The organism is Romboutsia sp. (assembly GCF_056995035.1).
In genome coordinates this window covers 62,970-87,885 of record NZ_JBXKIW010000016.1, presented here as the reverse complement: position 1 = coordinate 87,885, position 24,916 = coordinate 62,970, and the positions used below count along the sequence as shown (strand labels likewise).

26 protein-coding genes are annotated in these 24,916 nt (G+C 26.3%); 1 reads left to right on the top strand and 25 read right to left on the bottom strand.

Annotated features, from left to right (window positions below; genetic code table 11):
* Nucleotides 1-4: 4 nt before the first annotated feature.
* The 12 genes from AC11VW_RS01990 to splB form a co-directional block, all read right to left on the bottom strand.
* Complete coding sequence (locus AC11VW_RS01990) at nucleotides 5-427, bottom strand: hypothetical protein (protein WP_484299722.1); 423 nt, start codon at nucleotides 425-427, stop codon at nucleotides 5-7.
* Nucleotides 420-1,256 (bottom strand): DUF5685 family protein, encoded by an 837-nt coding sequence (locus tag AC11VW_RS01985; RefSeq protein ID WP_484299721.1) that lies wholly within the window; start codon nucleotides 1,254-1,256, stop codon nucleotides 420-422. Before AC11VW_RS01985 ends, AC11VW_RS01990 begins: the two co-directional genes overlap by 8 nt.
* Nucleotides 1,257-1,355: 99 nt before the next feature.
* On the bottom strand, nucleotides 1,356-1,859 hold the full coding sequence (locus AC11VW_RS01980) for a metallophosphoesterase family protein (RefSeq protein WP_484299720.1): 504 nt from the start codon (nucleotides 1,857-1,859) through the stop codon (nucleotides 1,356-1,358).
* A gap of 133 nt (nucleotides 1,860-1,992) precedes the next feature.
* Complete coding sequence (locus AC11VW_RS01975; protein WP_484299719.1) at nucleotides 1,993-3,027, bottom strand: acyltransferase family protein; 1,035 nt, start codon at nucleotides 3,025-3,027, stop codon at nucleotides 1,993-1,995.
* Nucleotides 3,028-3,556: 529 nt separating this feature from the next.
* Nucleotides 3,557-4,666: an 8-amino-7-oxononanoate synthase gene (bioF, locus tag AC11VW_RS01970; RefSeq protein ID WP_484299718.1), complete on the bottom strand. Its 1,110-nt coding sequence runs from the start codon at nucleotides 4,664-4,666 to the stop codon at nucleotides 3,557-3,559.
* A gap of 57 nt (nucleotides 4,667-4,723) precedes the next feature.
* Complete coding sequence (locus AC11VW_RS01965) at nucleotides 4,724-5,506, bottom strand: 6-carboxyhexanoate--CoA ligase (RefSeq protein ID WP_484299717.1); 783 nt, start codon at nucleotides 5,504-5,506, stop codon at nucleotides 4,724-4,726.
* A gap of 7 nt (nucleotides 5,507-5,513) precedes the next feature.
* Nucleotides 5,514-6,017 carry a hypothetical protein gene (locus AC11VW_RS01960; RefSeq protein ID WP_484299716.1) on the bottom strand — a complete coding sequence of 168 codons (504 nt, stop codon included), beginning with the start codon at nucleotides 6,015-6,017 and terminating at the stop codon, nucleotides 5,514-5,516.
* A 19-nt stretch (nucleotides 6,018-6,036) separates the two neighbouring features.
* Nucleotides 6,037-7,398 carry an adenosylmethionine--8-amino-7-oxononanoate transaminase gene (bioA, locus tag AC11VW_RS01955; protein ID WP_484299715.1) on the bottom strand — a complete coding sequence of 454 codons (1,362 nt, stop codon included), beginning with the start codon at nucleotides 7,396-7,398 and terminating at the stop codon, nucleotides 6,037-6,039.
* Nucleotides 7,399-7,414: 16 nt separating this feature from the next.
* Complete coding sequence (gene bioD / locus AC11VW_RS01950; RefSeq protein WP_484299714.1) at nucleotides 7,415-8,119, bottom strand: dethiobiotin synthase; 705 nt, start codon at nucleotides 8,117-8,119, stop codon at nucleotides 7,415-7,417.
* Between the two features lie 10 nt (nucleotides 8,120-8,129).
* On the bottom strand, nucleotides 8,130-9,107 hold the full coding sequence (gene bioB / locus AC11VW_RS01945; protein WP_484299713.1) for a biotin synthase BioB: 978 nt from the start codon (nucleotides 9,105-9,107) through the stop codon (nucleotides 8,130-8,132).
* A gap of 199 nt (nucleotides 9,108-9,306) precedes the next feature.
* A complete protein-coding gene (locus AC11VW_RS01940) occupies nucleotides 9,307-9,570 on the bottom strand; it encodes a hypothetical protein (protein WP_484299712.1) in 264 nt (87 codons plus the stop codon).
* Nucleotides 9,571-9,701: 131 nt separating this feature from the next.
* Nucleotides 9,702-10,724: a spore photoproduct lyase gene (splB, locus tag AC11VW_RS01935; protein ID WP_484299711.1), complete on the bottom strand. Its 1,023-nt coding sequence runs from the start codon at nucleotides 10,722-10,724 to the stop codon at nucleotides 9,702-9,704.
* Nucleotides 10,725-10,941: 217 nt separating this feature from the next.
* On the opposite strand from splB, the gene AC11VW_RS01930 reads away from it, so the two are divergent.
* On the top strand, nucleotides 10,942-11,217 hold the full coding sequence (locus AC11VW_RS01930; RefSeq protein ID WP_484299710.1) for a hypothetical protein: 276 nt from the start codon (nucleotides 10,942-10,944) through the stop codon (nucleotides 11,215-11,217).
* Between the two features lie 281 nt (nucleotides 11,218-11,498).
* On the opposite strand, the gene AC11VW_RS01925 is transcribed toward AC11VW_RS01930, so the two are convergent.
* The 13 genes from AC11VW_RS01925 to AC11VW_RS01865 form a co-directional block, all read right to left on the bottom strand.
* Nucleotides 11,499-11,987, bottom strand: a complete 489-nt coding sequence (locus AC11VW_RS01925; RefSeq protein ID WP_484299709.1) for a hypothetical protein — start codon at nucleotides 11,985-11,987, stop codon at nucleotides 11,499-11,501.
* Nucleotides 11,972-13,498 carry a TrkH family potassium uptake protein gene (locus AC11VW_RS01920; protein WP_484299708.1) on the bottom strand — a complete coding sequence of 509 codons (1,527 nt, stop codon included), beginning with the start codon at nucleotides 13,496-13,498 and terminating at the stop codon, nucleotides 11,972-11,974. Before AC11VW_RS01920 ends, AC11VW_RS01925 begins: the two co-directional genes overlap by 16 nt.
* A gap of 199 nt (nucleotides 13,499-13,697) precedes the next feature.
* A complete protein-coding gene (locus AC11VW_RS01915; protein WP_484299707.1) occupies nucleotides 13,698-14,381 on the bottom strand; it encodes a potassium channel family protein in 684 nt (227 codons plus the stop codon).
* A gap of 30 nt (nucleotides 14,382-14,411) precedes the next feature.
* Nucleotides 14,412-14,828 carry a potassium channel family protein gene (locus AC11VW_RS01910; protein ID WP_484299706.1) on the bottom strand — a complete coding sequence of 139 codons (417 nt, stop codon included), beginning with the start codon at nucleotides 14,826-14,828 and terminating at the stop codon, nucleotides 14,412-14,414.
* A 13-nt stretch (nucleotides 14,829-14,841) separates the two neighbouring features.
* Nucleotides 14,842-15,183, bottom strand: coding sequence for a tetratricopeptide repeat protein (locus AC11VW_RS01905; protein WP_484299705.1), 342 nt, complete (start codon nucleotides 15,181-15,183; stop codon nucleotides 14,842-14,844).
* 177 nt (nucleotides 15,184-15,360) lie between these two features.
* Nucleotides 15,361-16,062: a response regulator gene (locus AC11VW_RS01900; protein WP_484299704.1), complete on the bottom strand. Its 702-nt coding sequence runs from the start codon at nucleotides 16,060-16,062 to the stop codon at nucleotides 15,361-15,363.
* Nucleotides 16,031-17,641 (bottom strand): ATP-binding protein, encoded by a 1,611-nt coding sequence (locus tag AC11VW_RS01895; protein ID WP_484299703.1) that lies wholly within the window; start codon nucleotides 17,639-17,641, stop codon nucleotides 16,031-16,033. Before AC11VW_RS01895 ends, AC11VW_RS01900 begins: the two co-directional genes overlap by 32 nt.
* A 273-nt stretch (nucleotides 17,642-17,914) precedes the next feature.
* Nucleotides 17,915-20,299, bottom strand: coding sequence for an ABC transporter permease (locus tag AC11VW_RS01890; RefSeq protein ID WP_484299702.1), 2,385 nt, complete (start codon nucleotides 20,297-20,299; stop codon nucleotides 17,915-17,917).
* Nucleotides 20,292-20,975, bottom strand: a complete 684-nt coding sequence (locus AC11VW_RS01885) for an ABC transporter ATP-binding protein (protein WP_484299701.1) — start codon at nucleotides 20,973-20,975, stop codon at nucleotides 20,292-20,294. Before AC11VW_RS01885 ends, AC11VW_RS01890 begins: the two co-directional genes overlap by 8 nt.
* Nucleotides 20,976-21,057: 82 nt before the next feature.
* A complete protein-coding gene (locus tag AC11VW_RS01880; RefSeq protein WP_484299700.1) occupies nucleotides 21,058-22,299 on the bottom strand; it encodes a sensor histidine kinase in 1,242 nt (413 codons plus the stop codon).
* Nucleotides 22,296-22,988 carry a response regulator transcription factor gene (locus AC11VW_RS01875; protein ID WP_484299699.1) on the bottom strand — a complete coding sequence of 231 codons (693 nt, stop codon included), beginning with the start codon at nucleotides 22,986-22,988 and terminating at the stop codon, nucleotides 22,296-22,298. Before AC11VW_RS01875 ends, AC11VW_RS01880 begins: the two co-directional genes overlap by 4 nt.
* Before the next feature lie 148 nt (nucleotides 22,989-23,136).
* Nucleotides 23,137-23,862, bottom strand: coding sequence for a TraX family protein (locus tag AC11VW_RS01870; RefSeq protein ID WP_484299698.1), 726 nt, complete (start codon nucleotides 23,860-23,862; stop codon nucleotides 23,137-23,139).
* A gap of 218 nt (nucleotides 23,863-24,080) precedes the next feature.
* Complete coding sequence (locus AC11VW_RS01865) at nucleotides 24,081-24,839, bottom strand: MerR family transcriptional regulator (protein WP_484299697.1); 759 nt, start codon at nucleotides 24,837-24,839, stop codon at nucleotides 24,081-24,083.
* Between the last annotated feature and the right edge of the window lie 77 nt (nucleotides 24,840-24,916).

Genomic DNA, 24,916 nt, shown 5'->3' with positions numbered 1-24,916 from the left:
CCTCCTAGCAACACCCTACTATATCTCCACCACAACATTCACAACATGAGTCTAAGCACCATAATTTCATACAGTTTTCGCAACAATCATCTCCACAACAACAGCAACAACATCCATCTAAATCTCCACGTCTTCTTCTATTGTATCTATGTGATCTATCTCTATAATCATCTCTATAAAAATTAAATGTATCTAATGCTTGTTGATATTCTATATTTTTAGGATCCATAGTATTAGCTTTCTTTATACTTTCTTCTCCTTCTTCATAGTATCCTATATTCATAGCAGAAATACCATTTAGATAATACCATGTTGCACATTTTTCACTTAAGTTCTTTAAGAATTGATATGCTTTTTCAAATTCATTACCCTCAATAAACTTTCTTACATTTATAAAATTTTCATTGTTGTATGTGTTACTATACATTTGTTTCACACCCTTTTTCTAATATATTTTGATACCTAAGATAAACACCAGAATAAATAATGTTCTCAATTATACCTGTATTAACTTTTAAATTTAAATTATCTATACTTCTTCCTAACATACCTAATGACATGCCTATAAGTTTATCTGCTCTTATTTTTAACTCTTCTCTTTTGTCTATGTATTCTATAAAAGGATTGTATCTTCCTTTTTCATAGTCTTTATCCAAGTCTTCATACGCATCAAGTAAATATATATATTTGCCTACATTAAATCCTATTTTTCTTAAGTCTTTTTCAAATTCATCTTTTTTGTATGCAAATATTTCTGACATAAGATTTCCAAAAGTATTTGATACTAGGTCTATATTTATATTTTTTTCTTGCTCTAAATTGTATAATATATCTAATTGATTTTTTATAACTTCCGCTTTTTCAGGATACTTTTCATATGCTAATTTTAGTTTACCCTTATATATATTATATGCTAATATATCTTTTATGCCCTTATCATCTTTTAAATTATCTTCTAATTTATAATATGTAAGAAGTACATTCATACTTGCTGCATATTCTGTTATTTCATTTATTATTTTCTTTTTCTTTTTAAATGGATTAACAATACAACCTTCTTCAAGGACTGTAGGCTCAGGTCTATATACTGATGTTAATATTAATATTAAAAATGTTATATCATAATTTAATGATAATCTTGATATTTCGCCATGATTGTCTTTTAAATATTTACATAGTCCACAGTAGTATCCTCGGTAATGTTCATATTCTCTAAATGTTAAATCCATTTTATTTATCTTTACATAACCAAACATATTTTATCCTTTCTAATAATAGTTTTTCTATTAAATTTTTCCTTATTATATATACTAAGCTTCCTACTAATAAAGTTTAATGCTTATAGTACCTTGATTTTATTTTAAAACATCTATAAATTCAATATAGTACTCATTTAATTTAAACATATTATCTTTTAATACTTCTTTATTTATTTTTTTCTCGTTAATATATAGCTTTGCCATGGTTATAGGAAGTTTAAATCTTTTAGGTCCTACTGAACCTGGATTTATATATATTATACCATTTTCTGTATATATATTCTCCTTATGTGAATGTCCGTATACTACAATGTCTATATTTTCTTTATTTAAATCTACTTTTAATTTCCCTATATCGTGAATTAAGTATATTCTTTTTCCACTAACCTCTATAATTTTTTCTTCTGGTATTATACTAGTATCTATATTTTTATCACAATTCCCTCTTATTAATTCCGTTTGTGCTATACTTTTTAATTTTTCTACTACTTCAAATTCACCTATATCACCTGCATGAATTATTAAATCACAACCTCTTAGTTTTTCTATTACTTCTTTTCTAAGCAATCCATGTGTGTCTGATATCAATCCTATAATCATGATTTTTCTCCTTAATACTTTTTATATTACATTTGTATATTACTAATTATATCCAAAATAAATAGAAAAATTTAGTATATAAAAAGAGATGTTTTATTAAATAATAAAACATCTCTTTTTATATACTTCCAATTTATAATTGTAATTGTATCTGATTTTTATTAATTATATTCATATATATACTAATAATTTTTTTTACAAAAATGCTAAATACATATGCTACTAAAATACACGTTGATATACATACAATTAAATATATATATCCATTATTTATTCTACTGAATCCATCTAATATAATTCTTTGAACTAAGTATATTTCATATGAAATACTTCCTAAGAAATTTATAATGTTGTTTCCTATTTCGGCTTTCATAAGTAAACATGCACATACTAATACAAAAAATGCTGATGAAACTATAGCAGTTAAAATATTTCCTGCATGAATATTCAATTTAAATATTAAAACAAAAATTGTCAGCATAACTAAAGTTATCATACCATATTCTTTCTTTATAAGTATAAATATTGATTTATGATATCCTCCAAATAAAATCCCTATTAAGAAACAGTAAGTAGCATTATACCACCATTCACCATTTCCAATTCGGCGACAAATTAAACAATATGCTGTTATCAGGAAAAATATAGCCAATATAGCTTTCCTTCTTTTTAAATACTTAAACATAAAATAAAAACCACTATATAAAATAATAGTCGCTATTATATACCATTTGTAACCATCAATTAGTCTTATTCCAAATATATATCTTAAAATGTCATATGGCGAAAATTTGCTACCTAATAATACTATCTGTACTACAAGAAATAATACATTTGATAGTATAAAAGGTATTATTATTTTGGGCATTCTATTTGTCCAAAATCCATTTAAATAATTTTCTTTAGAATCATAACTTCTCATCAATCCATAACCAGAATAAAAGAAAAATATAGAAACTGATAAATAACCTAAATTCCTAAAAAATAATAAACCCTCTATATTGTTCACCTTTTGAGATATATGATGTAATACTACAACTACTGCTGCCAATCCCTTTATAGCATTACTATTCTTCATACTTAATGAATTTGAATTATACTCTCCAAATTTTAAAATTTTAATATCATATAATAACATTAAAATGATACTTGCATATACTAATATCAAATCGCATTTCCTCCTATATATAAATTCAACTTTTATAGTATATCATTAAAACAGCTTATATTTTTCCGAATTTCAAGTTATTTTTGATTATTTATATAATTATTATCAAAATTTAAGTTTATCATTGTCAATCATTTTAATTTCCCTTCAAATTCATCTATACTATATTTTTTATATTATATCTTTTCTTTAAATATAGTTATATAATTTTCTAAATACTCTATATACCATTTAGTAAAAATGAAGTAATAATGTAACGTTTAATTGAACATTTCAAAGATGAGGTTGATTATAAATCATGTAAAACTTTTGATGAGTTGAAATCTACAATATCTGATTATATGGATTATTATAAATAAGAAAAAACAATGGACATTAAAAAAGATGACCCCTATAGAATACAAGACTCATCTTTTAACATCTTAGTGACTTTGATAAGCTGTCTGAAATATTAGGCTCAGTTCATTTATTATAGCAGAGTTTTTAAATAAGTAGATGACTTATAATTTAATATACTTCTTAATTTCATTTATCTTCTGTATAACAAAGTCAATATCATCATCATAACAGTCATTCTAAGCCTTGCTTCACCTTTCTTTACAGTTGGATATCTTATTGCTGGTATATAAATCCCTTCTTCTAGTAAGCTCTTACTAAAATCCATAGCCTTATGTTCTTCACCTATTATTATAGGTATAATTGGACTTTCACTATTAATATCAAAACCTATATCTCTTAATCTTTTACATAAATATGATACATTAGATTGAAGTTTTTCAACTAAGCTATTGCTATTTTCAAGTATATCCAAACTAGCAATAGCACCATTTATTACAGCTGGAGATATCGCTGTTGAAAATATAAAGCTTCTTGCTTTATTTTTTAAGTAATCAATAATTTTCTTATTAGCACATACAAATCCACCTTCACTACCTATTGCCTTACTTAAAGTTCCTACCGTTATATCTACATCACAACTAAAGTATCCACTACTTCCTTTTCCATTATTACCTATAACACCTGTAGCATGTGCGTCATCTACCATAGTAAGTAAATTATATTTTTTAGCTATCTTAACAATCTCTGGTATCTTTGCAATATCGCCATCCATGCTAAATACACTATCTGTAACTATAATTCCTTTTTTAGGATTAATAGATTTTATTTTATACTCTAAATCTTTTATATCATTATGCTTATAAACTATTATATTTCCCTTAGAAAGCCTGCAACCATCTATTATACTTGCATGATTTAATTCATCACTAAATATAGAATAATCTTGGTCACATATTGCAGATATCACACCTAAATTAGCCATATATCCAGTATTGAAAACTAAAGCTGCTTCACATCCTTTAAATTTAGCTATCTTTTCTTCTAATTTTTTGTGTAAATCATAGCTTCCTGTTGTTAACCTAGAACCTCCTGATCCTAATCCGTATTCATTTATAGCATCAATTGCTGCTTGTTTTACTTTATGATGATTACAAAGACCTAAATAGTTATTTGATGACATTAAAAGTACTTTTTTTCCATCTATAACTGTAACTTTATCTTGTGGCATACTTAGATATCTGATTTCTCTATATAGGTTATTTTCTTTAATACTTTTTAGTTTATCGCTTATATCTAACATATATATCTCCATTTAAATTTTTTTAATATAAGAAGGACTGAATTTCAGTCCTTCTTATCATTTAATATTCATAAAGTCTTTATACAATATATTTTTATTAAAGTTTATATCATTTTTTATAAGAACTTTTTTATTTTCAATATAATCTATGCACTTATCTACCTTATCAATGCATGAATCATATAAAAATACTCTTCCTCCACTAGTATCTCCTAATTCCTTTAGATGTGGAAATCTCATATATCCATATTTTTTAGATGCTATATAACCTGCAGTATAATCTGGGTCATCTGAGTAACAAACTTCACCTATTATATAAGGGCAATTTATTACCTTACTGGCAAGAGCTAAAGCTTCTATAAAATGTGAGTTATATTCTTTTTCTTTACTTAAATGACTCAAATTAGAGTTTTCAAAATCCATATAAGTAGCTCTTATACCTCTATTTCTATCATACTCCACTCTTTCCATTGTGTTGATATCTAATAAAATAGCCCCCCTCATATCTTTTGTGCCTATGAGTAATTTTAGTATCTTATCAGCTTTTTTATTGTCTATTCCTAAATTGACTAATACTAATTTCACTGCATTTAGTCCTTGTTCATAATTTTCTACATCAATAGTTGTAACTTCTAGTGGCGTTATAAGTTCTATATCATCTTTTTTTAACTCTTCAATTTTTATATTTATAAAATCAGAACTACCTTTTGGATGAGACAATGCCCTTTTTACTAGCAAACCAACCGTTTTTTCTAAGTCATTTTCTTTAACTATGTTTTCTGATCCTGATATGTGATTATCCTCTTTTGAGGATCTCATTTTTACACTATATAATGCCATATCTTTTTCAGCCTATTTCTACAGATTTAATAAAATTATTATATGGTGTATTTTTAACTATTTTTTCTATTACTTTATAAATAAAATATGAAGATAGCAATGTATAAACCATGCCTGGCAATGCAGCTAAAATTAATGATTTTAATGGTGTCCCTACTATAAATGACATAACTATTCTAGCTATAAATGTTCCTATAGGACCTGCTAGTGAAACAATTATAATTCCCGCACCTAAGTAGCTTATTAGCCCTCCAGCTACAATTCTAAATACCATAGCTACAACTACATTTAATATAGTGTTCGTTCCCATAATCAAATTTATAAAGCTAGCTATTATACCAGATGTAATATACCTCTTAAATCCAAATGTTGCGCATATTCCTATCGCTATAGGCGCTGACATTTGAAATTCTGTGCCAGGTATAAGCCCTGGTAATTTAAAGGTCCCTGATATCGCAATTATGACAGCTAATAAAGCTGTTAATGTTATTTCTCTATTCTTACTATTCATCTCTAACTCTTTTCCTTATCTAAAATTTATTTTCGTTGAAATATTCTATTATGCTGTCTCTAGCAGCTTCTATCATAAAATCAATTTCTTCTTTGTTTATTACATAAGGTGGCATGAAGTAAATTATATTACCTAAAGCTCTTAAAAGAACTCCTTTTTTCAAGGCTTTTTGATATATGTTATATCCTACTCTTCTTTCTGTTTCAAAAGGTTCTTTACTACACGTATCTTTAACTAGCTCAATTGCACCTATCATACCTACTTGTCTATATTCTCCCACATGTGGAATGTCTTTTAATATGCTTTCTACTTTTTTTCTTAGATATTTGCTTTTAGCTTCATTATTTTTTAATACCTCTTCATCTTCAAATATCTTTAAAGTTTCTAAAGCAACACTACATCCTAATGGATTCCCTGAATAACTATGACTATGTAAAAATGCCTTCATCGTGTTATATTCATCATAGAATGCATCATATATTTTGTTACTCATTAGCACTAATGAAAGTGGCATATATCCTGCTGTAAGTCCTTTTGATAAGCACATTATATCAGGTGAAATATTTGCATGTTCACAAGCAAACATCTTGCCTGTTCTTCCAAAACCTACTGCTATTTCATCAGCAATTAAGTTTATATCGTATTTATCACATAGTTCTCTTAGTTTTACTAAATATTTTGGTGAGTATATTTTCATACCTGCTGCACATTGCACTAAAGGTTCTATTATTACTGCACTTACGTCTTCATGTATTTCTTCTATTTGTTTCTCCATATTTGTAAAACATTCAGCATTACATGTGTTTCTTTCCTTATTGAATTTACATCTAAAACAATCAGGACCTTCCACTTTAAATGAGTCAAGTAGTATTGGTTTATATACTTTACTATATAAGTCCATATCTCCCATAGATAATGCACCTATAGTTTCACCGTGATATGCATCTGTTATATTTACAAATCTAGTTTTCTTAGTTTTGCCTATTTGTTGATGATATTGAAAACTTAATTTTAATGCTATCTCTATAGCAGAAGAACCATTATCTCCAAAGAATACTTTTTGTAGTCTATCTGGAGTTAAAGAAACAATTCTCTCACAAAGTTCTATTGCTGGTTTATGAGTAAAATTTGCAAATATAGCATGTTCTAAAGTATTAGCTTGTTTATATAGAGCATCATTTATTCTTTGATTTGAATGACCAAATAAATTAACCCACCAAGATGAAACGGCATCTAAGTATTTATTGCCATCTACATCATAAAGAAATACACCTTTACCTTTTTCAATTACTATTGGAGGAAATTTTTCATAATCTTTCATCTGAGAACATGGATGCCAAACATATTTTAAATCTTTTTCTTGAAGTTCCTTCATACTCATTTTTAACATCTCCCCTTTATTCAAATAAATTTAATACTTTTTCTAAATCTATTTTTTCATATTCTTTTCTTATCTTTTCTAATGATATATCTTCTATCTTGCTTATCTTTTGTACTATATCTAATTGAGTTAATTTTTTAATCATTTCAATATTATCATCTTCATAAAACTTGTTACTGTACTGATTTATAATAATTCCTTTAGTATTAATATTATGTTTCTTTAGAAATTCTACGGTAAGAACAGTATGATTTATAGTTCCTACACCTGCTCTTGATACAATCACTGTATCAAGATTTAAATCTTTGATTAAATCATATACAAAATAGTTATTTTCAATCAAAGGTACCACTATTCCACCAGCACCTTCCACGATAACATAATCATATTTATTTATAAGTTCTTTATAATGACATATTATCTCTTGCTTTACAATATCTATATTTTCTATCCTTGCAGCTAAATGTGGTGAGACTTCTTTTTTTAAGCAATATGTATTCATCTCATTGTAATCATTGTCTAAATTACAAATCTCTTTTATGTATTTACAATCCGGAGGAATTAAAGTTTTACAGTCTTCACTTACAATGCCCCCGCTTTGAATAGGCTTATATGATATTACGTTGTATCCGTTTTGTTTTAATATATATGTAAGTCCACCTGTAACAAAAGTTTTTCCTACATCAGTATCCGTTCCTATTATAAAAATACCTCTTCCCATAATGCACCCCCTATATTTCAAAATCTTGACAAATTATCATTTGTTTATCATCTTGTATATCTGATCCTATAGTAGTTAAATAGTCTCCAACTAATGCTGAATTTACTCCTCCATTAAAACCTAGTTCTTCATATCCTTTAAGTAACATTCTACCCCCTGCATATCTTATATACGCTGATGGATTTATAAATCGATATACTGCCATAGTTTTTAATATTTCTAACGGTTCTAGTTTTTTGCAATTTTCCATAGGTGTATTTTTTATTGGATTTAAAATATTTAATGGTATTGATTTTATATTTAATTCTCTTATTTCAAATGCCATCTTTAGCCTTTGTTCTTTACTCTCATCAAGACCCAATATACCACCTACACAAAGGTCCATTCCTGATTTTTGTACATTCTTTATCGTTTCGATTCTATCTTCATATGTATGTGTGGTGCATATATTTTTATAGTTATCCCTAGATGTTTCAACATTATGATGATACATCTGCACACCAGCTTCTTTTAATTTTTTAGCTTGTCCATAATCTATTATTCCTAATGATGCGCAGAGACTCAAATTTGTGTCTTTGTGCAATCTTCTATATATATCAACTACTTTATTAAACTCCTCGCCCTTAACTCCTCTGCCACTCGTTACTAACGAAAATCTATGTACTCCCTTTTCTTCCATTTCTTTAGCCCTTTTTAATATATCTTTATAACTAAGTAATGAATATTCTTCTACTCCAGTATTGTAATGCCCCGATTGAGCACAGAATCTACAATCTTCACTGCACTTACCTGATTTAGCATTCATTATTGTACATAGGTCAGCTTTATTACCCATAAATTTTTTTCTTATTTCATTTGCAGCTTTAAATAATTCATTTAAACCATTCTCATCATTTATTTCTATATCTATAAGATATAATGCTTCTTCATATGTAATTAAATTTCCATTCAATATATCTCTTTTCAATGAATTAATTTTATCTATCATTTATACCCTCCCATTAGTAAACTTTGTTCCATGTATAAGTTTACTAATTAAATGATAGTAGTTTTTATTATTTAGGTCAACTATTTTTTTAAAAAAGTTTACATTTCAAGTGTCAAAATTGTATTTATCAATCTATATATGAAAATACACTCATAAGCAATCAATTGTTTATGAGTGTATTCTTGTTTTTTGCTTGATATTATACTATAATTTTATTCACATTACCATCAACGTTCTCTATGGTAACAACATCTAAACCTTTGTATTCTTTAAATAGCCACTTTATATCTCTCATAGCCTGATTGACTTGTTTGGTACTTAAGTTATTTATAAAATATTCATGTCTCATTTCTTCATGACTTTTATCAGATAAAAAATTTCTAATCATAGTAAATGCAAGTACATTAGGAATATTATTTTCAGATCCTTTTCTATAACCATTTTTTCTTGAATACATTTTCATTATACATACCTCCAAGATTTTATAATCCTAATAAAAGTATATATAAATTAAAATGTATCTATTACTATAGTTTTATAAGCTTATACTCTTTAATCATCGCCTTACTAATTTATAACTTATAATAATAATCTCTAGATTATATACTTTATTATACTATCAGGAAACACTTCTTTTATTTGTATTTGAAAAAATTCTTTCATATCTGATAATTGTTCTTTAGTATAAACATATTTTCCATATCCAAATTGACCATATTTAAATTTTCTTTCTTCATCATTCATAGGTAATGTAGTTTGTGGAAAAATCTCTAGTATTGTGTTTTTAGCTTTAGTAGTGTATCTGTGAGAAATAACTTCAAATATAATTTGTTCATTAAATTCTTTAGGTAACTTTTCTTTTATAGATTTGATTAATTCTATATAATCTTGCTTCCAATTGTCATATAAAAATACTGGTGCAATTATAAACCCTATTTGATATCCTGCTTTTGCTACTTTAGCCGCAGCTTCAATTCTTTTATATGATGATGCTGTATGATGTTCATAAGTATCTATTATTTTAGGAGTATTTATACTAAATCTTATTTCTGTGTGATTGTTATGTTTTATATCTAGTAAATTGTCAATATCGTTGTATTTAGTAACAAATCTAAATCTTCCTTTTTCTTCTTGACCAAAAAATTCTATAGTTTTTCTTAAAGTATTTGTATAAGGTTCAACTGGTACTGGATCTGATGTAGCTGCTCCTTCAAATATAGTTATCTCTGGCAATCTTTCTTCTATATATTTTTTAGCTTGATTTAGTACATCATCTATATTAGCAAATACTCTTACAAATGGTTTGTCACCTAGTTGAGTGTTTAAATAGCAATATTCACACCTTCCCATACATCCACTCACTAATGGAAGTTGATAATTTGCTGATGGTTTACAAGTTTGAAACTTTAACGTTTTTCTTATTCCTACTACTAATGTTTCTTTTCCTGCTCTATATTGTTCATATAAATTTTCACCCGGTATATGTCCTTTTATTTTATTTGAAGTAAGTTTTATAATTTCAATAGTTTTATCATCTTTTACTTCATCATATATATTTTTTCCTATTTCTGTCTCTAATGTTCCCTTTTCAAATATTACTCTCTTAGGCTTAAACATATTTTCACCTCTTAATAACAATTTCTACCTCTATAATAATTAATACTATTTTTCCTTAGTTTCTCTTATATATTCTTTACTTTATAAATCTCAGATATAGTTTTATGCATTAGTACCAATACTCATTTTTTATGAATAATTCATACAATACTTAAATATTATTTATTAAAGGTAATCAACACTAATATCATTACTTATACTAGGAGGTTAATATATTATGTTAAATGTAGTTAGTAGAGATTTAAATGAAAAGACTAGATTTATAAGAGAAAGAGGGTATATACCTGCAGTTATTTTCGGTAATCAATTAGATAGAAGCATTCCTATTTCAGTATATAAAACTGATTTTGCTAGAATGGTTGATGCTGGAGAAAATACTGGAGTTTTAGAGTTGAATTTAAATGGAGATATAATAAAATGTTTACTTAGAGAAGTTCAAGTAGACGGTGTAAAAGATGGTTTTTTACATATAGATTTCATGTTAGTTGATTAATTTTTTAGCACCTTAAAATAAATATTGTCTTAAGGTGCTATCTTTATTATAACTTATTCATACACTATCTATTTAATTAGTTTTAGTTATTCTTGATTTTTCATAGTTATAAAATTTATCTGGAGAATACACAATTATATTTCTAGACTCTTTATTTAAATTATTAAATCTACAAATTTTTATTAATGCTATAAATACAATCCATATTTCAAGCCTTCCTAAGAACATGCCTATTGTTTGTGTCCATAGAACAACTGTGGGAACTTTATTAAAACATATATTTATTTTTCTTTTTTGTATATTTTATATAATATAGCTACAATTATTAATGATACTGCCGCTATATAAACTTTAGCTTTAGGGAAAGTTTGCTTTAAAATTTCACCCTTTTTAACTAATTCAACTTTTTTTGCATGTATATCCATATCTCCACCATGTTCTTTACATGCTCTATTAAATTTCCCTGATACTTGTATAGTATCACCTATTTTACTATATCCACCATAGGTTTTTACCTTATCTGAATCTTCTTTAGTCATATATATACCCATAGCATTAGTTGTATCATTTATGTTTATCCAAGTATAATCTTTTCTTTCTAAAGCTTCTCCAATTGCTTCTCCTTTTACGGTTACTTCTTTTTTATCGAATTCTTTTCCATTTTCAACTAAATCATTTAAGCTATATACATTTGCATTAACTTTTGTAGGTACACTAAAAAAGATGCATATAGTGACTACTAGCAAGATTTTTTTTATTTTCTTATACATATCTTTTTAATTCCTCCAATAGTAAATCCTATTAAAACAAATACTGATATAAATTCTAATCTACCTAAATACATAGCTAATATATAGTATAGTTTAAGTCCTAAAGGCATAGCAACTGACGTTATCCCTATTGATAAACCAACATTTCCAGATATAGATGCTGATTCAAAAGCTGAGTCTAATAATGAATATCCATAATAACACCCTATCATTGTACCTATTAAAAATAACATCATATATAAAAGTATTATTATCGCACTAGATTTAACTAAATCACTATCTAATGTCTGTTCTTTTAAATGGTGGAACTTAAATACCTTTACTCTTCTCTCTGATACTAGTGATTTTTTTATATCTGCCATTAATCCTTTAAATACAATACCTATTCTAAGAGCCTTTACTCCACCTGCTGTTGAACACGCACAACCTCCAAGAAGCATTGCTATTATCATAATTAAAATAGCAAAATTACCCCATTCTAGGGCAAACTGTCTTGCATAAACGGTCATAAATCCTGTTGTAGTATGTGCAGATAATAATCCATAAACACCTTTTCTAAAAAGTGATATTGCATCAGGATATACATTAAGCATTGTTAATCCTTTTACTGTGAAAAATGATGTTATCATTATTGTTACAAAAAGGGTTTGTACTTCTATATTTTTATAAATTTCTTTTTTATTTCCTTTCCAAACAGAGTAGTGGAATCCAAAGTTTAAAGTTCCTAGCATAAAGAATATTATAGTTATTATTTCATATGAAAAACTATGATAATATAATATATTTTGACTCATTGGTGAAAATCCACCTGTACTCCATGCTGCTGCAAATATACAGGCAGCATGATATAAAGAACTTAAAGGATTTAATCCTATAAACATTCCATCTATCCAGAATACAAAAGTACCTACTGCAAAGTATAATAAACTTATTTGCCATATTAATTTTGTTGTATGCTTTGCATTTGGAACTAATTCAACATCCTTACCTTCTCCAACGTACATTTTATATGCACCTTGTGTTTGTTTAGGTAAAAACATTATAGCTAAAACAACCATACCTTGACCACCAACAAATGTGATAATATGTCTCCATATATTAAGACTAATACTTGCATGGTCTAAATCTTGTAGTAAAAATACTCCTGTAGTGGTAAATCCACTCATAACATCAAAGCAAGCATCTATAAAAGATACCATATGATTACTTAAATAATATGGTATAGCACATAACATCATTAATACAATCCAAGATAGTGATGCTATTATAAGACCGTGCTTCCATTCCATATATACCTTATCTTTATTTACATTACCTAATGTCATTAATGTCAATCCTAGTATTAATGATATATTCATACTTATAGTAAAGTCTAATAGTGGCTCATACTCTCTTAAAACTAAAGCTATTAACATTGGAATTAGCATAAGAAGCGCTGTTCCTATAACTATATATCCAGTGTAGTAGCTTATTACTTTTAAATCATTTCTATTTCTTTCAGCTGCTTTCATAGCTTTCTCCTTTTATATAATTTCTGTCATTGCTATCAAAATTACCACTAATATACACATGTATGATACTTCTTTTAACATACCACTTATTATCTCTTTACTTTTTAACATTTTCTCCACCTCAAATAAAAAATTCATTTCGCTAATATGACCTATAGTTGACTCAAAAATCAATTTAATTAACTTTATTTATAATTCATTAATGTTTGAATAATGATTCTTCTAATACTGAATATATCTTTTTGCCTTCATTTATCATATTCTTACTATCTGTTACTATTACAACTTTATCATGGTCTTGTATTATGGTATTACCCTTTGGATATATAACCTGTCCTTCTCTAAAAACAGATACTATTACAGTGTTTATTGGTATATTTAAATCTTTTATTGCTTTATTGCACCAAGTTATTTTTTCATCTATTTCAACTTCCACAAGTACCATTTCTCCTCTTTCGAAGGTTTGGATTATTTTGATTTTATCACTTTCACATTCCCAGTCAATTAGGTTTGTTATTACTTGTGTACTACATACAGTGTTATCCACTCCTAAACTTTTAAAAAGTGTTTGGTTTTTAGGATTATTTACTCTTGCCATTGTATGCTGTATGTTAAAGTTTTGCTTAGCAACTTGGCATATTACTAAATTTTCTTCATCCTTACCCGTAACTGCAGCTACCACGTCTGCTACATCTATATCTGCATCTTTTAATACTTCTATATCAGTTCCATCTCCATTTATTATATCTATATCTATTTGATCTGATATTTTTTCACATAATGCTTTGTCTTTTTCTATTAACGTAATATCATGCTTTTTATTTTTTAGAGTTTTTATAAGGTAAAATCCTACCTTACCGCCCCCAATTACTATAACCTTCATAATTCTTACCTCCTTTACTTTAAATTTTAATTATTCTACACCTAATTTAATTAGTTCTTCTATTCCTAATTTAATTGGGTTTATATAATCTATATCTAATGATTTGTAAATGTGTTCTTTGTTCATATCTACTACCTTTGCTATTACTTTTTTAACGTTAAATATATTTTTTGCCACTTGGCATGCTGTTATATTTATACTATCATTTCGAGTTAACGCTAAAAATACATCTGCATTTTCTATTCCTGCTTCTTTTAATATGTCTATATCATATTCAACACCTAATATTCTTGTGGCATTTAGCCCAGTTCCTAATGAATCTAATTTGTCTTTGTCTCTATCTATTATTACTAAATCATGGCCATCATCTAACATTTCTTTTACTAGACTTGAGCCAGTTCTTCCACATCCTGCTATTATTACATAATTATTTTTTTTACCTTTCATAATACTTCCTCCCCTATACATTACCTTTAATTTGATATTCATTTTGACCATAGTCCATATATTCTTCACTACATATATATTTAAAATTGCATATTCTTTCTAGATTATTATTTGCTGATTCTAATGTTTGGTCTAATGATAGAGATGCTCTGTAGTGTTTCCTAGCTAAATCAAAGCATCCGTTCATTTCATAATAAATTCCTAGTAAGTTATGTGGCTTAGGTGAATTATGATTTTCTATCATAGCTGAGAGTATATATTCTTTGGATTTATCAAATTCTTTATTTTTTAGGCTTTCTATAGCATTTTCTATATATGAATTAAATAAAATTAAATTACTTTCTTTATATAACATTGTACACCTCCATCTTTTACTGTTTTACTTATGTTATTATTTTATTAAAATTCATATAAGATTGCTGTTAAGATTCATATATTTTGTATAAATATATCATTAAGATTTATACATTCTTGTTAAGATGTTGTTAAGATTTAAGACAAAAAAATAAAGCCCTATATAAAAGGCTTTATTTTACTCATCTATCATCCTATATCCAACTCCAATTTCTGTGAGTATATATTGTGGTTGAGTTGGATCTTTTTCTATTTTTCTTCTTATACTAGCCATAAAAACTCTTAAAGATTGGGTTTCACTTTCCATATAGCTTCCCCATATTTCATTAATAATAAATCTATGTGTTAGAACCTTCCCTGCATACTTTGCCATAAGCACCAATAGTTTATATTCTATTGGAGTTAAATGTATTTCTTCATTATCTATGTATATTCTACGCTTTTCGTAATCTATTTTAAGATCTCTAACTTGAAAAATATCCTCTTCTTCTAATTTAAAGTTATTTTCTTTTACTATATTTCTAAGGCACACTCTAATTCTCGCTAATAATTCAGATACTCCAAATGGCTTTGTTAAATAGTCATCAGCTCCAGCATCTAAAGCTTCTACCTTATCTCTTTCATGCCCTCTAGCTGATACTACTATTATTTTTGCATTAGAAATATCCTTCAACTTTTCTATAACTTCTATTCCATCTATATCTGGAAGTCCTAAGTCTAAAACAATTATATCTGGAGACATAGAGAGCGCCATAGATATTGCTGTTTTTCCATACTTTGTCTCTTCACATTTATATCCTTGTGTTTCTAATGATATTCTTATAAATTTACAAATTGATTTGTCGTCTTCAACTATTAATATTAGTGGTTTTAATTCCATATGTATTTCCCCTTTCTTCATGCGGTATACTAAACTCAAATGTAGCTCCACCATATAGATTATTGTATGCTTTAATTTGACCTCCATGAGCTAATACAATTGATTTACATATTGCTAGTCCTAGTCCTATACCACGTTTTTCAAGGTTTTTATTATCTGATTTTGTATAAAATCTATCAAATATATTTTTAATATGCTCCTCTTTTATACCTTCACCATTATCAGACACTTTAAAAACTACATCATTTTCATTTTTTTCTATACTAATTTCTATCTTTGAGTTTTCTTTCGTATGTCTTATTGCATTATCTATTAAATTTACGATTACTTGTTTTATTAATAGTCCATCCACATATACAACTATTATTTCCTCTGGTAATTGTATTTTTATATTTCGATTATTTGTAAATTGATTTACTCTTTTTACAGCCTCAGCAACTATTTCTTCTGCTATTTCTATGTTTTTTTTAATTTCAAATTTTCCTTCATCTATCCTTGTCATGCTAAGTATATTTTCTACTGAGCGCGTAAGCCAGTCTGCATCTTCATATATATTATTTAGTAATTCTTTTTTTACACTATCATCTATTTTTTCATAATTATCAATTATAGTTGATGCTGAACCTAAAATACTGGCAAGTGGTGTTCTTAAATCATGCGATATGGATCTAAGTAGATTTCCTCTTATTCTTTCTCTATGTGCTTCTAAGCTGCTTTTTCTGTTTTGTTCATATAGTTCTTCTTTTTCAATAGCTAAAGCTACTTGTGCAGAAATAGATTCTAAAATAATTTTTTCATTTTCTGATATAGGATTTTTATCATAACTACCTATTCCAATTACCCCCAAAATAGATTTTTTACCTTTTATAGGATGATAATATATTTTTCTATCTTTATCTATTTGTGTTGTAATTCCTAATGGTTCACCTAACAAAAAGCATTTTTTTAACGAATCTTTTTCTAGCTTAGATTTAAATATACTTTCCATAATATAACTACTATAATGACTATATTCTATTATGTTAAGTGATTCATCCTTAATTACTATTAATATATCTCTATTTAATATGTCTACTAAGCTATCCTTACAATGTCTTATTATATCTCTTTTACTTTTTGATTTAAGTAATCTTTTATTATTTATATATAGTAACTTAATTCTTTGTTCTTTTATATATGATATCCTAGCTTCTTTTTTTATTCTTGATGTTAAAGTACTAGTAATTAATGTTGCTATAAGCATTATAAAAAATGTAATTAAATATTCTGGACTATGTATTAAAAAAGTGTAATAGGGCTGTGCAAAGAAAAAATTAAAAGAAAGTGCTGCTATAATAGAAGCAAGTACACCATAAATATATCCATATGTAAAAGTTGATACAAATAATACTCCAATTGTAAATACTAATATAATGTTAGCTTCGTTAAATCCTATTTTTTTAAATAATAATGATATTAATGTTGATGATATCATTATAAATATTGTTTTTATTAAGCTATGAAATATTAAATTTTTATTAAAATTTTCTTCATAGCTTCTATAATCATTTATACTATACTCATCATCTTTTTCAGTCAATTGCATCACCTCTAATTATAAAATTTATTTCAAAATATACTGTAGCATTGATTATATATCTATTATACACAAGTTATTAAGAATGAATTTAAAGAATTTCACCTTTTATATTTTAATTTTAAAAACATATTTTTCTATTAAAGCCATATTTCTTTGAAAAAATATCTAAAAAAGAACTATAACTCAATAGTCATAGTCCTTATAAAAATCTGATCATCGTTTCTAACATAATCTGAGGAATACACAATTATATTTCCAGACTCAACTTATATTTTATTCACTATATCTTACTCTATCTATTAATGATTGTTTGTTGAAACTCTTACTTATTAAATATGTCAATATTAATTGAGCAATAACTACACATACCGTCATAATTAATATCTGAATTATAGGTAAAGTATATACTGCATATGATCCTCCAGCTTTCCTAAAAGCTTGAACTGCTATATATCCTAATCCATTGCCTAAAGTTAATGAACCTACTAACATTGTTGAAGTGTAAAACATCGCTTCTATATTTAACATTTTTACTAATTGCTTATCTGTAAGTCCTATCGCTTGTAACATTCCTAACTCTTTCTTTCTAGTTATTATACTTGTTATCATTGCATTTATTAAGTTTATAAATCCTATAACCCCTAATATAACAACTAAACTGTATCCTATTGTTTTGGTTAAATACACAGATAATTCATATACTTCTATTTCTTTATCTATATAACTATCTTCAAAATATTCATTAGAGTTAACTATATTTTGCATGTACAATTTAATATCATCGTATTTCTTCTTATCAGTATAAATTCCTATTGTACTCGTTGTATCTGTTTTTACTATTTTTTTAAAAGCTTCTTCATGTATAGCAAACATTCCTGGTGCATCGGTTATAGCTTGTACTTTGAACTCTTTATCTATTTTTTTATCTCCATCATATAAAATTAATGCTATATTATCTCCAACTTTTATATTATTATCTTTTGCTATGTCAGAGTCAGTTATTATCACTTCGTTTCCTGATTTTAATTTTTCTAAATCTATTTTACCATCTATTAAATAAAACTCTAAATCTTCTAAATCTCTTTCTGTTACTCCAGAAAGAGAATCATATTTATATTCAAGATTTAAACTTTCTATACCTATCTTTAGGTCATTATATTTTTGTATTTTTTCAATGCCCTGTACATTTTTCAAAGTATTTATAAATTTATCATTTAATGGATTTTTCATTTGTAACATATTAATTTCAGTATTTGGACTTTCCTCATCTCCAAGAGTATAATTATCTAAAGATATCTTAATATCATATGGATGATGATTTCTTACCATTTTTTCTGCGTCTATACTGTTCATTACGCTAGACATAACTATAAATATTATTCCACTTAATGTAAGTGACAGTAAAGTTACATAAGTACGCTTTTTATTACTATTTAGATTTGCATAGACAAGTTTTTTGATATTTATTGAATGATATCCTTTTCTAGTTTTTAACTTAGGGTTTTGTTCTCCATTGTATCTAATAGCTTCTACTACCGATACTTTAGATGCAACTTTCATTGGCTTTAATAAAGATATAAATACAGTCAAGAAGCTAACAACCATAACCCCTATAGCTATAGGTAACTTAGATACTGTTGACGCACTGAAAAATATCTTTACTAGTATACATTTATTTATTAAATATCCCAAGGCTATTCCCATAGGTATTGCAATTAATGATAAAATTATTCCCTCTTTAAGTACTATTGATTTTATTTGTTTTTTAGTAGCACCTATCGCTCTAAGTTTCCCAAACTCTTGAACCTTAGTTACTATCGATAAGTAGAATATATTATAAATTACTAATATACTAGATAAGATTATTATTAATCCTATAAAACCTCCCCAAAGCATTACTTCTACATCTGGTTTTAAAGTATTTATATAATCATTATTTACCTTTATTTTATCTTTACTTAGCCCTAAGTTTGAACCAATTTCTTCTACTTTAAATTCTAATTCTCCTCCAGATAATTTATTTTCATCTTTTAATGATATAAATACACTAAAATCTTCTTTATTCATATCTCTAGTACTTCTCATATAATCATTGGATACCATTACTGAGTATGATTTTCTAACTTTAGCTTGTTCACTCGCTTTAGTTATTCCCGTTACCGTGAATTCTTTCTCTGTTATTTCTTTTTTAGAATAATCTTCATATGACAACTTTATCTTTTGATTTAACTTTTGCTCATAGCCTAATTTATCTAATGCTAAATCATCTATCATTATTTCATTTTCATTTGTAGGTAATTTCCCATTTATTAACTCTATATTATTAAATTCAATTGCTTTTCTCGTTGCAAACCCTAAATCTATCTCAGTTTCATCTTCATATTCTATAACCCCTATACCATTAACTATTCCAGTATCCTCTATGTCTACATGATTTTTTATTATTTCATAAGTTTTTTCATCTATTCCACCATATATACCATGTTGTGTTCCATAGTATTTTCTCACATTCTCTTTGTTAACAGCACTCCAGTCTACACAAGTCATTCCAACTGCTGCTAATAAAGTAGTAGCTAGTAATATTGTTACAATAATTAATATACTTTTTGACTTATTCTGCTTTAAATTACTTTTTGCTATCTTCGTAGTATTAATCATTTATAACACCACCTTTTAATATCTTCCCATCTTCAATATAAATTACTCTATCAGCCATTTGTGCTATAGTTTCATCGTGAGTTATCATAACTAATGTTTGATTGTATTTCTTTATCATAGTCTTTAATAAACTCATAACCTCATCAGAAGTTTTAGAGTCCAAGTTTCCAGTAGGCTCATCTGCTAATATTATTGATGGTCTGCTTACTAAAGCTCTAGCTATAGCAACTCTTTGTTGTTGTCCTCCCGATAAAGTATTAGGCAATACTTCTTTTTTACTCTCTAATCCTAGTGCTTTTATAATATCATTTACAAAATTTTTATTTATATCTTTTCCATCTAACCCTATTGGAAGTACGATATTCTCCCATACATTAAGTGAAGATATTAGGTTATAGTATTGAAATACAAATCCTATTTTTCTTCTTCTAAATATAGCTAATTTTTCATCTTTTAGTGAAAATATATCCTTTCCATCTATGAATACTTTTCCTTCAGTTGGTCTATCTAATCCACCTATCATATGTAATAATGTACTTTTACCTGAACCTGATTTTCCTACTATTGCTACAAATTCGCCTTCGTTTATATCTATGTTAGTATTATCTATTGCTTTTACTAAGCTTTCCCCTGAACCGTAATACTTTTTTAAGTTACTAGTTTTTAATATACTCATTTTTTATTTTTCCCCTTACATCTGTATTATTTATATACTTTAATAATACATTCTAAGTCTTTCAAATCACTTACAACTAGGCTTACACTTTTGTAAGAAATAAAGAAAATTTACTACCTTGTCCTTTTTTTGAAGATACTATAATATTTCCACCTTGTTGTTCAAATATTTTTCTACTTAAATAAAGACCTACCCCAGAACCTTCAATATCTTCAACTTCTTCATTTCTATAAAATCTTTTAAATATGTTATTAAACTCTGATTTATTAATTCCAATACCATCATCTTGTATATCTATTCTTATAAAGTTTATAGTTTCTGAAATCGATATATCTATATTTCCATTTTCCTTTGTGTATTTAACACCATTATCAAGTACATTAAATATACTTTCTTCTGTCCACTTTGAATCATGTGGTATTTCTTTATCACAAAAATCTTCTAGTATTATATTTATTCTTTTTTGATTAGCCTTATTTTTTACACTGTTTATAGCTTTTGTTAAGGTTTCTTTTATACTTTTATTTTCTTTTTTTATATTTATCATACTAGCTTCTAATCTTGATATATTCACTAATGCATCTATTAAGCTGTGTAGCTTATTAATAGACATTTCATTAGTTTTTAAGAATTCCATTCTATCTTCATCATTCAGTTCTTCTTCTATTAATAATGTGTTATATAATTTTAATGATGCTAATGGCGTTTTTAACTGATGCGATATGTCTGTTACTAATTCTTTTATGCTCTCTTTTTCTTTATCTAGATTATTTATTTTTAAATTTAAACTTCTTGATAGCTTATTTAAATCTGTATAAATTCTATTAAATATTCCTTCTTCTTTAAAATCATCTTTAATAGTGTAGTTATTATTTATTATATTTTCTATGTCTCTATTTACTTTTATTAACCTAATAAAAACATATTTTATAAAAATAAATACTATAAATAACACTAAAGTGATTAATATTCCAAAAATAATCAAATTATTTACCAGGAAATATTTCAAATGTTCTTGAAAATTTACATTTTTATACATACTATCATTTTCATCATATCCAAACTTGTTTAAAGTTTTTTGCCCTAAATTTATATATTTATCATCTTTATTATAAACTGCTTTTATTATATTCACTTCATCTTCTGGGTATTTACTCACTAATGTTCCTATTAATACTTTATCAATTTCATTTTGTTCTAAATATATATTTTTAAGATTATTGTATTGAAATGTAGCAAATATGGTAAATACAACTATTATACTAATTAACATCATACCTACTAATTTTTTAAATAAAGGTTCTTTTCTTATTATATCTATCATTTTATGATACACCTCTTTGAAAAAGCATAGCCTACACCTCTTATATTTTTTATGTATTCTGGACTTGATGGATTTTCTTCTACCTTTTGTCTAAGCCTTCTGATATTTACAGCTACAGTATTCTCATCAACAAAATTACCATCAATATCCCAAAGAGCTTCAATTAACTGTTCTTTTGTTAATGTTTGGCATGAATTCTGCATTAAATATTTTAATAACTTAGCTTCATTTTTACTTAATAGCAATTCTTCATTTTCTTTGATTAGCTTATTATCTAAGTAATTAAAGTTTAATTTGTAACAAGAAATTGAGTTTTCAGTACTAGAATTTTCTATTCGCCTCATAAAAGCATTTATTTTTGATATAAGAACAATCAAACTGAATGGTTTAGTTATATAATCATCAGCTCCAATCTCATATCCTGTAACTACATCTATTTCTTGATCTAATGCAGTTAACATTATTATATGTACATTGCTACTTTTTCTTATTTCTTCACAAAAATCAAATCCATTTCCATCTGGTAGACCTACATCAGAGATTATTAAATCTATTTCATTTTCTTCAAATATTTCTTTAGCTTCTTTTATATTGAAGGCAGTATGTACATAGTAACCTTCCTTTTTTAATTTAAAACTAATTCCTCTATTTAGTGACTTATCATCTTCTAAAAGTAATATTTTCCCCATTTTTTCACTCCCTATTTTTAATGCATTCTATTTGATTATAAATTACTATTAATAATTTTTCATAGATTAATATAGTTTTGATTTTAATTTATGAAAAAAGTACCAGAAATAATATAAGTTATTTCGAGTACCCTTTAGGATTTTCTATTTAATTTAACATAAACTGTACTATTGCTAATATCCATAAGTGCAATGGATAAAACACATAAAATAAATACTTGCTAAATTTATTATTCATACCTCTTTCTCCGTTGTATATTAATATAAATGGTACAACTAATATAAATAAGAAGTCTGAGTTAAACATTAACATATCTATAGTATCACTTAAATTAGGATATGGAACATAACTCATACCAAATAATATTAGTGATAAAATTACATATCCTACTATTTGTTTCTTAACATTTCCTTTAAATAAATAAGCTATTAATATAAAAGGTATAATTGCTGGTCCACCTTCTGTAAAAAAGCTTAGTGGTAACAATAATATTGATAAAACTATTAATATCAACTTATTAGCACCTGTTTTTTTCTTACTATACTCAATTATATTTATTATAGTAAGACCTAATGCTAAAGTTAAAAATATATTATTATGAATAGCAACTTCTTTGGATTTAAAAGCTATATTTATAGCCATATTCCCAGCTTGCATAAACCCTGCCCATCCAAATAATCTAATGTTATATTTTATTCTGCTTCTAGTATGGAAAAATCCTTCAACTAGTAAAAATGCAAATATCGGTGCTACTACTCTTGATAACGGATGAAGCCATATTGGAAATACTTTTGGAAATGCAAACCATAAATGATCCATTAACATAAGTATTAGTGCAAAAGCTTTCATCTGAAATGCATTTAATTTTTTCATCTTTTGTCCTCCTCTTGTTAGTTATATATTTATTATATATTCACCTTAAGATTCGAACCATTTAACTAGATTACATTTAGCTTACAGTTTTGTAAGATGTATAAAGTAACTCAGCACTAATATTTTTTGATATATCCTAATATTAAATTAATAATTTTTTTTCACTATATAGTGAGTTTTATGTTAGGATATATAATTGAAATTGCTATATACTTATATTATTTTGAATTGTTATCACAATAAACATTCATAGCATCACTAATGAACTGTGCTAAACCTTCACCATATTTATCAATATTCTTAGTAAATCTTTCATCTGCTACATACATAAGTGCTAATCCTTTAAATATTTCTATTGTACAGTTATAGAAATTCTTACTTATATGGTTTCTCCATTTTTCAATTAATACTTGAACTTCTTTATCTGCTGGATCTTTATCCATTAAGCAAGCTAATTCTTCATATATAGCTCCAGCCTCTCCCATTATACTTTCCCAGTCATTTTTTGAGTATTTAGATGTTTTCTCTTTACTTTCTTTATATGCATCAGACTGTCCATATCTTTTTTCTGTTTCTTCTTTATATTTCTCTTGATGTTTTTTAACTTCTTCATAATTAAAAGCTTTGAAATTTTTCTTACTCATAATATTTCCTCCTAAATTTCCTATATTATCATCTATTGATTCTATTATTCTTTCTAATCTATTTTTCTTTTCTAGTATAAGATTACGTTGAACTTTTAGAGCTTCTTCTTTATTAAAATTCTCGTCATCTAATATTTGTTTTATTTTTTGAAGTGGAAATTCTAATTCTTTGAAAATTAATATTTGATACAATCTAGAAATGTCATAATCGTTATACATTCTATAGTTTGAATCAGTTCTTTTACTTGGAACTAAAAGTCCAATCTTATCATAGTGATGTAGCATTCTAACACTTATACCCGTTAGCTTTGAGATTTCATTTATCATATACATATTACCCACCTCCACATTTAATATTAATCTATAACATAATGTTAGAGTCAACAATTTTATAATAAAATTTAATCCTA

Excerpts from the sequence above, each read along its gene's own strand:
- bioD (WP_484299714.1), bottom strand. The coding sequence starts at position 8,119 with ATGGGAAGAGGTATTTTTATAATAGGAACGGATACTGATGTAGGAAAA.
- AC11VW_RS01900 (WP_484299704.1), bottom strand. The coding sequence starts at position 16,062 with ATGGAATTAAAACCACTAATATTAATAGTTGAAGACGACAAATCAATT.
- AC11VW_RS01930 (WP_484299710.1), top strand. The coding sequence starts at position 10,942 with ATGTTAAATGTAGTTAGTAGAGATTTAAATGAAAAGACTAGATTTATA.
- AC11VW_RS01980 (WP_484299720.1), bottom strand. The coding sequence starts at position 1,859 with ATGATTATAGGATTGATATCAGACACACATGGATTGCTTAGAAAAGAA.
- AC11VW_RS01925 (WP_484299709.1), bottom strand. The coding sequence starts at position 11,987 with ATGTATAAGAAAATAAAAAAAATCTTGCTAGTAGTCACTATATGCATC.
- bioB (WP_484299713.1), bottom strand. The coding sequence starts at position 9,107 with ATGATAGATAAAATTAATTCATTGAAAAGAGATATATTGAATGGAAAT.
- AC11VW_RS01920 (WP_484299708.1), bottom strand. The coding sequence starts at position 13,498 with ATGAAAGCAGCTGAAAGAAATAGAAATGATTTAAAAGTAATAAGCTAC.
- AC11VW_RS01890 (WP_484299702.1), bottom strand. The coding sequence starts at position 20,299 with ATGATTAATACTACGAAGATAGCAAAAAGTAATTTAAAGCAGAATAAG.
- bioF (WP_484299718.1), bottom strand. The coding sequence starts at position 4,666 with ATGTTAGATATAAGCGATAAACTAAAAAGTATTAAAGAAAATAACCTA.
- AC11VW_RS01880 (WP_484299700.1), bottom strand. The coding sequence starts at position 22,299 with ATGATAGATATAATAAGAAAAGAACCTTTATTTAAAAAATTAGTAGGT.
- AC11VW_RS01865 (WP_484299697.1), bottom strand. The coding sequence starts at position 24,839 with ATGTATATGATAAATGAAATCTCAAAGCTAACGGGTATAAGTGTTAGA.
- AC11VW_RS01885 (WP_484299701.1), bottom strand. The coding sequence starts at position 20,975 with ATGAGTATATTAAAAACTAGTAACTTAAAAAAGTATTACGGTTCAGGG.
- AC11VW_RS01960 (WP_484299716.1), bottom strand. The coding sequence starts at position 6,017 with ATGAATAGTAAGAATAGAGAAATAACATTAACAGCTTTATTAGCTGTC.
- bioA (WP_484299715.1), bottom strand. The coding sequence starts at position 7,398 with ATGAGTATGAAGGAACTTCAAGAAAAAGATTTAAAATATGTTTGGCAT.
- AC11VW_RS01915 (WP_484299707.1), bottom strand. The coding sequence starts at position 14,381 with ATGAAGGTTATAGTAATTGGGGGCGGTAAGGTAGGATTTTACCTTATA.
- splB (WP_484299711.1), bottom strand. The coding sequence starts at position 10,724 with ATGTTTAAGCCTAAGAGAGTAATATTTGAAAAGGGAACATTAGAGACA.
- AC11VW_RS01965 (WP_484299717.1), bottom strand. The coding sequence starts at position 5,506 with ATGGCATTATATAGTGTAAAAATGAGATCCTCAAAAGAGGATAATCAC.
- AC11VW_RS01870 (WP_484299698.1), bottom strand. The coding sequence starts at position 23,862 with ATGAAAAAATTAAATGCATTTCAGATGAAAGCTTTTGCACTAATACTT.
- AC11VW_RS01910 (WP_484299706.1), bottom strand. The coding sequence starts at position 14,828 with ATGAAAGGTAAAAAAAATAATTATGTAATAATAGCAGGATGTGGAAGA.
- AC11VW_RS01875 (WP_484299699.1), bottom strand. The coding sequence starts at position 22,988 with ATGGGGAAAATATTACTTTTAGAAGATGATAAGTCACTAAATAGAGGA.
- AC11VW_RS01905 (WP_484299705.1), bottom strand. The coding sequence starts at position 15,183 with ATGTTATATAAAGAAAGTAATTTAATTTTATTTAATTCATATATAGAA.
- AC11VW_RS01990 (WP_484299722.1), bottom strand. The coding sequence starts at position 427 with ATGTATAGTAACACATACAACAATGAAAATTTTATAAATGTAAGAAAG.
- AC11VW_RS01985 (WP_484299721.1), bottom strand. The coding sequence starts at position 1,256 with ATGTTTGGTTATGTAAAGATAAATAAAATGGATTTAACATTTAGAGAA.
- AC11VW_RS01940 (WP_484299712.1), bottom strand. The coding sequence starts at position 9,570 with ATGAAAATGTATTCAAGAAAAAATGGTTATAGAAAAGGATCTGAAAAT.